This window comes from Salinivibrio sp. AR647 (genome assembly GCF_001995415.1).
In the GTDB taxonomy this organism is placed as follows: Bacteria; Pseudomonadota; Gammaproteobacteria; order Enterobacterales; family Vibrionaceae; genus Salinivibrio; species Salinivibrio costicola.
Window position 1 is genome coordinate 92165 of the sequence record NZ_MUFE01000005.1, and the last position, 12619, is coordinate 104783.

Annotated in this window: 16 protein-coding genes; 14 read left to right on the forward strand and 2 right to left on the reverse strand. The window is 48.4% G+C overall.

Annotation, left to right across the window (positions count from 1 at the left end):
• The first annotated feature begins 28 nt into the window (after window positions 1-28).
• Window positions 29-1111 (forward strand): 3-deoxy-7-phosphoheptulonate synthase AroG, encoded by a 1083-nt coding sequence (gene aroG, locus BZG76_RS07225; protein ID WP_077460733.1) that lies wholly within the window; start codon window positions 29-31, stop codon window positions 1109-1111.
• A gap of 110 nt (window positions 1112-1221) precedes the next feature.
• Here aroG and BZG76_RS07230 read toward each other — a convergent pair whose 3' ends face one another.
• The gene (locus tag BZG76_RS07230) at window positions 1222-1653 is read right to left on the reverse strand and encodes a DUF3069 domain-containing protein (RefSeq protein ID WP_077460734.1); all 432 of its coding nucleotides are present in this window, start codon (window positions 1651-1653) and stop codon (window positions 1222-1224) included.
• 13 nt (window positions 1654-1666) lie between these two features.
• Window positions 1667-2122 (reverse strand): bactofilin family protein, encoded by a 456-nt coding sequence (locus BZG76_RS07235; protein WP_077460735.1) that lies wholly within the window; start codon window positions 2120-2122, stop codon window positions 1667-1669.
• 234 nt (window positions 2123-2356) lie between these two features.
• On the opposite strand from BZG76_RS07235, the gene BZG76_RS07240 reads away from it, so the two are divergent.
• The 13 genes from BZG76_RS07240 to BZG76_RS07300 all read left to right on the forward strand — a co-directional run bounded on the left by BZG76_RS07240 (window position 2357) and on the right by BZG76_RS07300 (window position 12615).
• Window positions 2357-3001: a YceH family protein gene (locus tag BZG76_RS07240; protein ID WP_025744571.1), complete on the forward strand. Its 645-nt coding sequence runs from the start codon at window positions 2357-2359 to the stop codon at window positions 2999-3001.
• A gap of 6 nt (window positions 3002-3007) precedes the next feature.
• Window positions 3008-3259, forward strand: a complete 252-nt coding sequence (locus tag BZG76_RS07245; protein ID WP_037367758.1) for a GIY-YIG nuclease family protein — start codon at window positions 3008-3010, stop codon at window positions 3257-3259.
• Window positions 3260-3396: 137 nt separating this feature from the next.
• A complete protein-coding gene (locus BZG76_RS07250; protein WP_077460736.1) occupies window positions 3397-4350 on the forward strand; it encodes a YbgA family protein in 954 nt (317 codons plus the stop codon).
• Window positions 4340-5170 (forward strand): MerR family transcriptional regulator, encoded by an 831-nt coding sequence (locus tag BZG76_RS07255; RefSeq protein WP_025744573.1) that lies wholly within the window; start codon window positions 4340-4342, stop codon window positions 5168-5170. The genes BZG76_RS07250 and BZG76_RS07255 overlap by 11 nt, the downstream gene beginning before the upstream one ends.
• On the forward strand, window positions 5161-6600 hold the full coding sequence (gene phrB, locus BZG76_RS07260; protein ID WP_077460737.1) for a deoxyribodipyrimidine photo-lyase: 1440 nt from the start codon (window positions 5161-5163) through the stop codon (window positions 6598-6600). Before BZG76_RS07255 ends, phrB begins: the two co-directional genes overlap by 10 nt.
• On the forward strand, window positions 6600-7040 hold the full coding sequence (locus tag BZG76_RS07265) for a nuclear transport factor 2 family protein (protein ID WP_077460738.1): 441 nt from the start codon (window positions 6600-6602) through the stop codon (window positions 7038-7040). The genes phrB and BZG76_RS07265 overlap by 1 nt, the downstream gene beginning before the upstream one ends.
• Window positions 7037-7762: an SDR family NAD(P)-dependent oxidoreductase gene (locus BZG76_RS07270; protein WP_077460739.1), complete on the forward strand. Its 726-nt coding sequence runs from the start codon at window positions 7037-7039 to the stop codon at window positions 7760-7762. Before BZG76_RS07265 ends, BZG76_RS07270 begins: the two co-directional genes overlap by 4 nt.
• A 3-nt stretch (window positions 7763-7765) precedes the next feature.
• Window positions 7766-9025 carry an NAD(P)/FAD-dependent oxidoreductase gene (locus tag BZG76_RS07275; RefSeq protein WP_037367761.1) on the forward strand — a complete coding sequence of 420 codons (1260 nt, stop codon included), beginning with the start codon at window positions 7766-7768 and terminating at the stop codon, window positions 9023-9025.
• Complete coding sequence (locus tag BZG76_RS07280; protein ID WP_198532308.1) at window positions 9022-9768, forward strand: DUF1365 domain-containing protein; 747 nt, start codon at window positions 9022-9024, stop codon at window positions 9766-9768. Before BZG76_RS07275 ends, BZG76_RS07280 begins: the two co-directional genes overlap by 4 nt.
• A 2-nt stretch (window positions 9769-9770) precedes the next feature.
• Window positions 9771-11012, forward strand: a complete 1242-nt coding sequence (locus BZG76_RS07285; protein ID WP_025744576.1) for an SAM-dependent methyltransferase — start codon at window positions 9771-9773, stop codon at window positions 11010-11012.
• Window positions 11013-11015: 3 nt separating this feature from the next.
• Window positions 11016-11534, forward strand: a complete 519-nt coding sequence (locus BZG76_RS07290; protein WP_077460740.1) for a DUF2878 domain-containing protein — start codon at window positions 11016-11018, stop codon at window positions 11532-11534.
• Window positions 11531-12070 carry a hypothetical protein gene (locus BZG76_RS07295; RefSeq protein ID WP_108743657.1) on the forward strand — a complete coding sequence of 180 codons (540 nt, stop codon included), beginning with the start codon at window positions 11531-11533 and terminating at the stop codon, window positions 12068-12070. The genes BZG76_RS07290 and BZG76_RS07295 overlap by 4 nt, the downstream gene beginning before the upstream one ends.
• Complete coding sequence (locus BZG76_RS07300; protein WP_077460741.1) at window positions 12067-12615, forward strand: DUF3833 domain-containing protein; 549 nt, start codon at window positions 12067-12069, stop codon at window positions 12613-12615. The genes BZG76_RS07295 and BZG76_RS07300 overlap by 4 nt, the downstream gene beginning before the upstream one ends.
• Window positions 12616-12619: the final 4 nt, after the last annotated feature.

Consider the following 12619-nt stretch of genomic DNA (forward strand, 5'->3'; position numbering starts at 1 on the left):
ACGATAAAAGCAAACACAGGACAAGCCCATGAGTGTACACCCAACGGATGACGTAAGAATCCAGCAAATAAAAGAACTTCTTCCGCCGATTGCTGTATTGGAAAAGTTCCCCGCAACAGAGGCGGCAGAGCAGACCGTCGTAAACGCCCGTCAGGCGATTCACCGAGTGTTAAACGACGATGATGATCGCTTGGTGGTTGTGGTTGGTCCTTGCTCGATTCACGATCCAGATGCCGCGCGAGACTACGCACGTCAACTTAAGCAATTACGTGAAACCTTAAGTGAGGATCTCGAAGTTGTCATGCGGGTTTATTTTGAAAAACCACGCACTACCGTTGGATGGAAAGGTCTGATTAATGACCCTTATTTGGACAATAGTTTTAAAATCAATGATGGCTTACGCTTAGGGCGCAAACTGCTCCTCGATATCGCCGATACTGGCTTACCTGCAGCGGGTGAGTTTCTCGATATGATTACCCCACAATATATGGCGGATTTGATTAGCTGGGGAGCAATCGGGGCGCGAACGACAGAATCTCAGGTGCATCGTGAGCTAGCGTCAGGCCTGTCTTGTCCGGTGGGGTTTAAAAATGGAACGGATGGCAATATAAAAATTGCCACGGATGCGATTCGCTCTGCCAGTGCCCCTCATCAATTTCTGTCTGTGACCAAGTATGGCCATTCAGCGATTGTCGCGACGGCCGGTAATGAGGACTGCCATTTGATTTTACGCGGAGGCAAAGTGCCAAATTACAGTGCCGGAGACGTGGATCAGATTTGCAGCGCGTTGACGGGCGCGGGACTGCGTCAAAAAGTAATGATAGATTTAAGTCATGCAAACAGCAGCAAACAGTATCAAAAACAAAAAGACGTCTGTGAAGATATCGCGGGCCAAATCGCCGCTGGAAATCAGGCAATTTTCGGTGTGATGATTGAAAGCCACCTGGTCGAAGGTCGACAAGATTTAACGGATGGTCAGTCGCTTACCTATGGTCAAAGCATCACAGACGGCTGCATTGGTTGGGATGATACCGAGAAGGCACTACACCAGTTGGCAGCAGCTGTTCGAGCGCGTCGAGAAAAAGCGGCTCGTCTTAGTGAGTCTGCCTAATTGGTTTGTTCGCCGAGGAAAAATGTTCGTCGATAAAAAAAGCCCCCAGCGTTTGGGGGCTTACTCTTAACGACCAAGGTTAGCGGCTAGCGCTAGCCGTCTCTATCTCTTTATTTTTGAAAAATCGCTTGGAATTCGCGTTTCAAGCCCGGCTTTAAGCGTGCTTGTTTAAGCTGTTTAGCTAAATCTTTGACACAAGAGCTAAGTACATCGTCGAGTACTTGGGCTTTGTAGTTTTCTTTCGCCTCGTCAGACATATCACTTAAGTCGACTTTCTCGAGTTCGCTCAGCGCATCGATACCTGCATAACTTTGGCTAATCGCAACAAGCGCATGAAATTGGTCATAGTTATCGAGAATATTTTGTGCGCTGGCAGGCAGTATTTCCCACGCTTCTTTGACACTTGAACTAGAAGCATCATGGATAGATGCGATCATTGCGTACATGGCCTCAGGCGCTTGCTCATAGCGAATCACGCACTGCAGCTCTGGGGAGAAGCTTTCAAAACTGACTTGTGTTGGGTTTGCATCGGTATCAGACATACACCGATTCTCCTTATGATTTTTTAGATGAGGAAGAGCGTGTTTTATGATCGGTGTGGTGCGCGTCCGGATCCTGTTTGGTCTCAGCACGATTCTGTTCAGGCAGTGGGATAACGGTATCCGTTAACAAGGTAGCTCGGTTTTCGCCGGCGAGTAGGCCGCCTTTTTCAATGGTTAATTGTTCGGTGTTAAGTACGCCTTTCATTTTTCCTTGTGAAAGGATATCGATGGCATCGGCATCACACTGACCTTCGATTAACCCATTGATAGTGATATGTTTAGCGTGAATGGTACCGCGAAAATGGCCAGAAGCAGAAATAACAACAGCATTGGCTTGAGTAATATTTCCCTCTCCAAACCCATCAATTTGAATGTCACCTTCAAGATCGATATCACCCACCACTTTGCAGTTTTTGGCAATGATAGATAACCCATGATTTGGATGAGATTTTGAACTAAACAGGCCCATGTCGTGCTCTCCACATACTTCATTTCGTCAAAGTATACCATTAGCCACGCTTTGATGGAGGATGATCGGCGGATAAGCGCGTGATAAAGATGTGATCCCGCTACCAGTATTCGGGGTTGCTGAGTGGCTCGTGTGTTCCCTAAGGCAGTGAACGGCGATTGCTTGCATCACCGTCAATTGATATAAAGCCAATCATTTAGCCGAATAGAGACATCAACTATGTCCATCTCTACTATGTCAATACAGCTTTCCCCATACCAACAGCGTGTTATTGGCTGCTTGCTTGAAAAAGAAGTCACGACGCCAGATCACTATCCGCTGACTTTAAATGCGCTGACCACCGCAGTGAATCAGAAAAGCAATCGCGATCCTGTTTACGATATGTCGGACTCAGACGTGCTGGATGTTATCCATCAGTTGGAAGAAGCAAGGCTTGTCAGCCCGCAAGAGGGGAGCGGAAGTCGTGTGACAAAATACCAGCATCGGTTTTGTAACACGACATTTGGTGACTTGACGTTTAGTGAACAGCAAAAAGCCATTATTTGTGTACTGTTACTGCGTGGCGCGCAAACACCCGGAGAACTAAGAACTCGAACGCAACGTTTGTGCGCCTTTGATGACATGGCGGACGTCGAAGCAACACTGACAAGCATGGTTGAGCAACAGTGGGTGCAAAAATTACCCCGTGAAGCGGGTAAGCGAGAATCACGGTACAGGCATTTGTTTACCGATGCGTCGATTGATTCGTTGATGCATTCAGAGGATGAATCAGAAGCGGTTGGCGCGTCTGATAACGTCTCCCTTTCTCAACGTGTCACGGCACTCGAGCAAGAGGTATCAGAGCTACGTCAACTGTTAGGTACACTGTTGGGGCAGTAATTGAGCATGGACACGCCTTGGTTTGTGTATTTGATTCGAACGCGTCAAGGCCACTTGTATTGCGGTGTTACCACTAACGTTTCTCGTCGTTTCGCACAGCATTCAGCCGGAAAAGGCGCCCGAGCATTGCGAGGTAAAGGTCCACTATTATTGGCGTGGCAGTCAGAGCCCATGGAAAAACGGGCCGCGATGCAACGCGAATGGGAGATTAAACAGTGGCCTAAGGAACGCAAAGAAGCGTTATGCCTTCAGCAATAGCACGTCGCTTTGATTCTCTTAAATTGTACAAATAAAAAAATTTGTACAATTTTGATCTATCCTCTACCTTTACTTGTACAAGATAATATAAATGTACAAGTGCGGCACCCGTCGCACAGTGAGTGTAGAGGTAAGGCATGTCGTTTCCAGTTGGTGTAAGCGCCTGTGTGATCGGTGAAAAAGTCCGCTTTGACAGTGGCCATAAGCGGAGCACATTCGTCACGAAAGAGTTAGGTCCTTATGTGGATTTCGTGCCCGTGTGCCCTGAAGTGGGGATTGGTCTTCCTGTTCCCCGTCCGGCGATTAGGCTGGTCGATAAAGGCGATCTTTCTGTAAAGCTTGTTGAAACCAAGGATCAACAAAAAGACTACACGGATAAAATGATCGCGTTTAGTGAGCGTAAAGCGGAAGAGCTGGAACACAAAGCACTCCGCGGATACATCGTCTGCGCAAAGTCACCAACGTGTGGCATGGAGCGGGTCAAAGTGTATCGCGAAAATGGCTACGCCTCTGATATTTCAGGGGTTGGCTTGTACACGCAAGCACTGATGGCGCAGATGCCTTGGCTACCTATAGAAGAAGATGGTCGCCTTAATGATCCTATCTTAAAAGAGAATTTCGTGTTCCGTTTGTTCGCGCTCGATGATCTCTATAAAAGTGTGGAAGGTGGCGTCACTAAAAAAACTCTAGTTGATTTTCATTCCCGATACAAATTGGTGTTGATGGCACACTCGCCCGAACGTTATCGCGAGTTAGGGCGTTTTATGGCGAACATTGGGCATTACGATATCGATGCATTCTTTGAACAGTATCGGACCGCTTTTATGCAGGCGATTGCCATTCGCGCTACCCGTAAAAAGCACACCAATGTGCTAATGCACCTACAAGGTTATTTTAAAAATAATCTCGATAAAGGCCAAAAAGCAGAATTGGCGAACCTTATCCACGCCTATCGTCAAGGCACCATGCCATTACTGGCGCCTTTGACCTTAATTTCACATCATTTACATAATCATCCCGACGATTATCTGGCCAATCAAGTCTATCTTAAGCCATACCCCGACGCACTGAGGTTACGTTATGGCTTGTGAGGGATCCCACACACTCACTATTAGTCAGGTCGCAGAGCAAACGGGCGTTAATCCTGTGACCTTACGCGCTTGGCAGCGTCGTTATGGCTTATTGTCACCAGCAAGAACCGCAAAAGGCCACCGTTTATACAGTGACGATGACGTCAGCACGATTGCGAGCATTCTTCAGTGGTTAGACAAAGGTGTGCCAATTAGCAAGGTGAAACCCTTGTTGGTGCAAACGTCCGCATCTATCGATGTCCAAGACAACGGTGTCGCTCGAGATTTGATCGACTGTATTCATACGTTCTCGGTGAGGCGCCTTAGCCAAAGTTTGGACCAACTCTTCAAAGAGTATCCCTTTTACTGGTTGGTCGAGCATGTCATGACACCCGTCGATCAATGGCTCAGTCATCACGATGGAGCGGTCAGTATGCTACAGCGTGATCTTTGGCAAACCACGGTGATTGAACAGTGCCGGTCGGTGATCGCCGCGAATGCCAAGAGAAACACGCGAGCAACTTGTTGGTTGGTATCGCTCAACCCAACCAGTGAGTATCAACGTTTGTTAATGGCGGTAGCTCTTCACGAAAAAGGTTACAACGTCACTATACTTTCACAGGCACACAGCCAGTTAAGTTTGATTTTAGAGGTCATGCGCGAGCAGCAAATTAAAACACTGGCGGTGATGGCAAACCATCGACTTGATCGTACGCAGCTTAACCAACTACGTCTTTGTCTGTCGCAAAATGAGATTGAGGTGGTGAGCCAGGCATTCATTTACTCCGTACACGGTGACGAGCTCGAGGATTTGAGGGAGAACAAGACGTTATGCATTTAGTTTGGTTTCGGCGCGATTTACGTGTGTTAGACAACTTGGCGTTGAGTGCCGCGAGTGCGTCATCTAGCCCTGTTGTCGGGATTTTTATCGAAACACCACAGCAGTGGGCTGAGCACCAGCTTGCACCCACACAAGCCGGACTTATTCAAGCACGGCTCGAAGCGCTGCGTGAGGAGCTAAAAGCACTCAACATCCCATTAGTGGTTGAACGGGCGAATGATTTTACTGAGGCGGCGCGTACAGTGGCAGAGTATGCCACACAAACAGATGCACAAGCGGTATTCGCCAATCATGAGTACGAGCTCAATGAAGTCAAACGAGATGAACGCGTGCAGGCTGATTTAGCTGCCCGAGGGATTGCTTGGCATACCTATGCCGATCGCAATTTATTTGCCCCTGGAACGATAAAGTCAGGCAAGGGAGAAGCATACAAAGTGTTTACCCCGTTTAAAAAAGCGTGCTTGCGCGCGCTTGATAACTTGGACTTATCGCCCCGTAGAGCGCCGTCTGTGCGAGAAGAAACATCTGTGGTGAGAGACATCTTTTCTCAACTCGCCCCGATTGAGTTTGTCTACCCAACCGAAGATGTCTCTGCGTGGGCGAGTGACGAAAAAGGGATCCTTGATTGTTTGCGCGAATACTGTCGCGAGCGAGCGGCAGATTACAAAAAGCACCGTGACTTTCCTGCGATGGATGGCACCAGTCAGCTTTCCCCTTATCTCGCCATCGGCGCCTTGTCACCACGACAATGCTTAGCCCGACTTCAGGCGGAAAACGGCGATTGGCGTGAGCCCGATACCGGCGCTGCTACCTGGTTGTCTGAGCTTATTTGGCGAGATTTTTATCAAGAAGTCAGCGCGCAGAACCCTGCAATTAGCAAGCGGCAGTGTTTTTTAAGCTGGGGAGAGTCGGTGGTCTGGGAAAACGACTCAACCTTGTTTGAGGCGTGGAAAAACGGAAAAACGGGTTATCCGATTGTCGATGCCGCCATGCAGCAACTGAATCAAACCGGCTGGATGCACAACCGCTTACGAATGATCGTGGCGAGCTTTTTAACCAAAGATTTGCTGATCGACTGGCGCTGGGGCGAAGACTATTTTATGTCCAAACTGATTGATGGCGACTTTGCATCAAACAATGGCGGTTGGCAGTGGTCGGCATCTGTCGGCACCGATGCGCAGCCTTACTTCCGGATTTTTAACCCAACAACACAAGGAGAGCGGTTTGATAGTGATGGCCGTTTTATCCGCCGCTGGATTCCGGCTTTAAAATCGGTGCCTGGCAAGCATGTTCATCAACCCTGGCAATGGGCAGAAAAGTATGCTCAATCAATAGATTATCCACGACCTGTGGTTGATCACGCTAAACAAAGAAAGAAAGCGTTAGCCTTATTTGAAGCGGCTAAAAACCAGCCTCAGGAGTCGTTTTAATGGCACATCATGAAACACAAGCCGGAGTGAAGCAGTTTGTGTCTATTTATAAGGCATTAAACAAACGTAACTTAACGTCATTAGAAACCCTTTATCATCCAGAGATCGTGTTTCGTGACCCGGCACATGAGATTGTCGGACTGGCAGCCTTCATTCAGTATTTTACTGTGCTTTATGAGAATGTTACTGACTGTCAATTTGTTATTCATCACACCACGGTCGAAGACGATGACGCATTTGTCACCTGGACCATGACACTCTCGCATCCAAAGTTAGAAAAAGGCAAAGCGCGTCAGGTTCAAGGTTGCTCTCACTTGCGCTTTAGCGAGGGCAAAATTATCCGTCATCGTGACTACTTTGACATGGGTGAAATGCTATATGAAGCATTGCCTGTTCTCGGGCGCTTACTGAAACAGATTAAAACGAGGTTAGGACAATGAAACACGTAGTGATCACAGGCGCCACCTCTGGCATTGGCGAACAGTTGGCTCGAGATTATGCGCGACAAGGCTGGCAAGTCACCGCGTGTGGGCGCAATCAAGACAAACTGTCTGCAATGGCAAATGATCATGCCTCACTCACCCCCTTGGCGTTTGACGCGACCGATAGTGAACAAACCCATCAGGCATTGGGCAAACTCAGTATGGCCCCAGATTTGATCATTTTAAACGCGGGAACCTGCGAATATATCGATCAAGGTCGGGTCGATGTGTCGTTGTTTAAGCGCGTGTTTGATATCAATGTCTTTGGTGTGCTCAATTGTATTGAAGCATTACAAGCGGGTTTTAGTGATGCGACCCATCTTGCGATCGTGGGTTCCTCTGCCAGTTACATGCCGCTACCCCGAGCAGAAGCTTATGGCGCCTCCAAAGCGGCGATCAGCTATATCGCCAATACGTTATCCGCAGATCTTGCTCAGCAAGGAGTGACAGTGTCACTTGTTTCTCCTGGTTTCGTGGAAACCCCGCTCACGGACAAAAATGACTTTGCTATGCCAATGCGAGTCAGTGTTAAACAAGCCTCAGCGGCGATCCAGTCTGGATTAGCCAAAGGCAAGACAGAAGTGCATTTCCCACGAAAATTCACGTTTATTCTTAAATTTTTAGCGCTACTGCCTATGTCTTGGCAGATAGCCCTTGCTCGACGTATGACAAGGAACTAAACCATGAAAATTGCCATTATTGGTTCGGGCATTGCCGGGTTAACGTGCGCCCATTACCTTAACAAACAACATGATATTCAGTTATTTGAAGCGAATGACTACCTCGGTGGTCACACGGCGACCGTTGATATTGAGGTCGAAAGTGGTCAATACGCGATTGATACCGGCTTTATCGTCTTTAATGACAGAACTTATCCAAATTATGAGCGCTTGCTCAATGACATCGGGGTTGGACGTCAGCCTTCACAAATGAGTTTTAGTGTGCGCAACGATGCAAACGGCTTAGAATATAACGGCCACAGCTTGTCGTCGTTGTTTGCGCAAAAACGCAATATCGTTAATGTACGTTTTTATCGCTTTCTAGCCGAAATCATGCGCTTTAATCGTCTCGCACGTGACGCGTACGCAGCGAAAGATAGTGCCTCGTCTTCATCATTGAATACCTTAGGGGATTTCCTTAACCAACATGGATTCAGTGATTATTTTTGTCAAAACTATATCTTACCGATGGGTGCGGCCATTTGGTCGTCAACGCTGTCGGATATGCGTGGATTTCCATTAGCCTTTTTCCTACGGTTTTTCCAAAATCATGGTTTGTTAGATGTAACGAATCGACCGCAGTGGTATGTGATACCAGGTGGCTCACGCGAATACGTGAAAAAACTGACACCGGCTTTTGCCGATAAAATTCATCTCAATACGCCGGTAAAACAGGTTCGACGTGATCAAGGCGCGGTCTATGTCACCACGGATAAGGGCGAGCAGGTGTTTGATCAGGTGGTATTCGCGTGTCATAGCGATCAAGCGCTTGCTATGTTAGCCGATCCCAGTGATGCAGAGCGTGACGTTCTCGGCGCCATCCCTTATCAAGATAATGAAGTGGTGCTACATACGGATACCTCTCTGTTACCTAAGCGACAAGGTGCATGGGCGAGCTGGAATTATCATTTGCCCTTGTCAGAAGAAATAGACACGGATCCGGCAGCTTTGACCTACAATATGAATATATTGCAATCAATTCAGTCGCCTGAGACGTTTTGTGTCACGCTCAATCAAACACACAGAATAGAACCCAGCAAGATTTTACGTCGTTTTGTGTATGCACACCCAGTGTTTAATACCGAGAGCGTCGCAGCACAGCAAAAGCGTCATCAGATTAATGGCCAACAGCAAAGCTGGTTTTGTGGCGCGTATTGGTATAACGGTTTTCATGAAGATGGCGTTAAAAGTGCACTTGACGTGGTGGAGGGCATCAATTCGTGACTGAGTCGGTTGTAACTTTGAATAGCGGTTTGTATGTCGGCCAGGTCCGGCATCGGCGCTATACACCGATCAAACATACGTTCACGTATCCTGTTTTTATGCCGTTGATTGACCTAGACGAACTGGCATTACTGTCGTCACAGGTTACGGGGTTCCGGCTGGGTAAATGGGGCTGGGCGGCCTTTGATTATCGAGACTATTTAGATGGGCGAGAAGATACCAAAGCGGCGTGTCTTGACAAGGTATACACACTCACGGGCGAGCGCATAGAAGGAAAAGTTTATGCGCTGTGTCAGCTGCGTTATCTCGGCGTGTATTTTAGTCCGGCGAATTTTTACTACGTCTATGATCACGACAATAACTGGCGCTACGTGCTTGCAGAAGTCAGTAACACCCCTTGGGGCGAACGCCACTATTACGCGGTTCCGGCCGGTACGCGTTGGGAAAATGATAAAGCGTTTCATGTGTCGCCGTTCAATCCAATAGAACAACGCTATCATTGGCGTCTTCGTCCGCCCCGCGAGCGCGTGCACTTGCATCTTGAAGCGCACCGCGAAGCCAAGGAGTTTGACGCGACACTTGGCCTACAACGACGGCCTTTTACCTCAAAAACATTGGGTAAGTTATTGATCCGGACACCGATAGAGACAGTAAAAGTTCTCATTGGTATTTATTGGCAAGCGCTCAAACTTTGGATAAAGGGCGCACCGTTTTATCCGCACCCGGGTGCGAAGAAGGAGTAATTATGTCTGTAACGGACGTACCTCAAAGTCAACGCACATTGACGCGTAAAGAGCATTACGCGAAGCAGTTGGTTTATACGTTAATGGCACACGTCAAAGATGCTTCCATTTCGCTCGTTGATGAGCAGGGTCAGACCTTGCAGTGCGGAGATCCTCAGGCACAATTACATGCATCAGTCTTAGTCCATGATCCACGTTTTTATACTCGGATTTTGACCGGTGGCAGTATTGCAGCCGCCGAAGCTTATATTGAAGGCTGGTGGGAATCGCCCAGTCTAACCGACGTGATTCGGGTCTTTGCTCGTAATTTGCCGGCGATTGATCGGATAGAAAAGCACACGGGTTGGTTGGTGAGCCTCGGTCATAAACTGGCACATTGGCGCAATCGTAACGAGAAAGACACAGCACGCCGCAATATTGCCGCGCATTATGATCTTGGCAACGATCTGTATCGTCACTTTCTCGATGATCAAATGCTGTATTCCAGTGGAATTTATCCGGAAAAGGAAGCCTCACTAGAAGCCGCGCAAATCGAAAAAATGGATCGTCTCTGCCGACAACTGTCGCTAACGCCTGATGATCACCTGATCGAAATTGGCACAGGTTGGGGTGGCATGGCGATCTATGCCGCAAAGCATTACGGCTGTCGCGTTACTACCACCACCATCTCGGAAGAACAGCATGCTTGGGCACAGGCGTGTATTGCACGAGAGGGGTTAGATAATCAGATCACATTGCTTAAAGAGGATTACCGCGATCTGACCGGCGAGTACGACAAACTTGTCTCGATAGAGATGATTGAAGCGGTAGGCAAAGAATACCTAGATACCTTTGTGCGAAAGTGTCAGTCACTACTCAAGCCGAGTGGTTTGATGGCGATTCAAGCGATTACAATAGCGGATCAACGTTATGACCATTACAGTCGCAATGTCGATTTTATTCAAAAGCACATTTTCCCGGGAGGGTTTTTGCCCTCGGTAAACGTCTTACTTGATCACTTCACCGCCCAAACGGACTTTGTGATGCGGGATTTAAAAGACATTGGTTTGGATTACGCGCAAACGCTAGCTGACTGGCATACCCGGTTTAATCAACAAGCAGAGACCTTGCGGGAATACGGATACGACGATCGTTTTGCGCGCCTGTGGCGTTTTTATTTTTGCTATTGCGAAGGCGGCTTCAGAGAGCGAACCATCAGTGCAGTCCAGCTGTTGCTCAGTCGTCCGGCTTGGCGAGAGGCCTAAATAATGCGTTTTGTGTTGATCTCTTTATTGTTCAACGTGTACTGGTTTTCGGCGGCTATCGGGCCGCCGAGTTTACAATGGTTGATGGGAGCGATGTTACTGGCTGCGATCGCCTATGATCGTACCGTGATCGCTGGGATCTTAACCCTTGCCCCAGTAGGCATCATTGGTGACAGTGTGATGCTGTATACGCAGTGGTTAGCTGTCGACACCAGCTCACTGATCATGCCTTCTTGGCTTATTTTACTTTGGTTGGGTTTTTGCGCCTTTGCGTGGCTTATGCGTGAACTCGTGCTCGCTCGGCCAATTTGGTTGATCACATGCATTGGCAGTGTGGGGGGAGCAAGCAGTTATCTCGCGGGAGAGCGACTCGGTGCATTATCATTCCCGCAATCCTTTTGGATAACGGGCGTGGTATTACTCGGCGTTTGGGCGATATACAGTGTGTTATTCGTTGTCTTAATGCGTGGGTTACAACACAAAGTAGAGGCGCGAATGGCGGCAACAAGGGGACAACAATGACAGGATGGAAAGTACTTATTGCCAGCCTCATTCTCACCATGGCAACTTCCGTGCAAGCTGAGCAGCCAACGACCGGCGGCTCGATGGCCTGGCAGCAATGGCCCGAAGTGGGGGAAGCGACCTTTACTTGGGGCTGGTGGACGATTTATCAATCGTCATTACGCACGCCATCAGGCGATTACGAACCACCATTACCTCATGCTCTGGTGATCACGTATGCCCGTGATATTAGCGACGAGCGCTTGATGAAAGCCACTAACGACCAATGGGCGCATTTAGGTTATTCGGCTTCACAACGTGAACGCTGGCAAACTGCGCTTAATGATGCGTGGGGCGATATTGTCGAAGACGATCGACTTGCGTTTGTTCGCTACAAGGACAAAGGCGTTTTCCATTATCAATCTCAAGGGCAAGATTGGCGCACCACATTAGTGATCGATGACACAGATCTAGCCGACGCCTTTTTAGCTATCTGGTTATCAGAAAACACAGAGTACCCCGATCATCGGCGCGCATTATTAGGAGAAGCATCATGACAAAGTGGACCCGCAGTTTTAACCGGGCATGCCTTACCCTTGCAAGCGTTATCATGCTTGCTGCTTGTTCGGCGGATATCGATGATTATCAAGATCGTGAGCCGGCGTTCAACATGTTCGAGTATTTTGATGGACATACCAAAGCGTGGGGCATGGTCCAAGACTTTACAGGAGAGCAAACCCGCCGCTTCGAAGTGGATATTGAGGGAACGGTCGACGGTGACACGCTCACATTGGATGAATCGTTTATCTATGCGGATGGAGAAACCCAAACGCGCGTGTGGACGATTACGCGTCATCAAGATGGTACTTATACGGGGACGGCTGGCGATATCGTCGGCGAGGCAAGGGGTGTCGTTGCGGGTAATGCCCTGAATTGGCGCTATGATTTAGTGGTGCCTGTTGGCGAGAGTGAATACCAGTTCCACTTTGATGACTGGATGTTTCGTCAAGATGATGATCATCTCTTTAACGTGACCTCGATGCGAAAATGGGGCATTGAAGTGGGCAAAGTGACGCTGTTTTTCCAACGCGTCGAACAATAAGTGT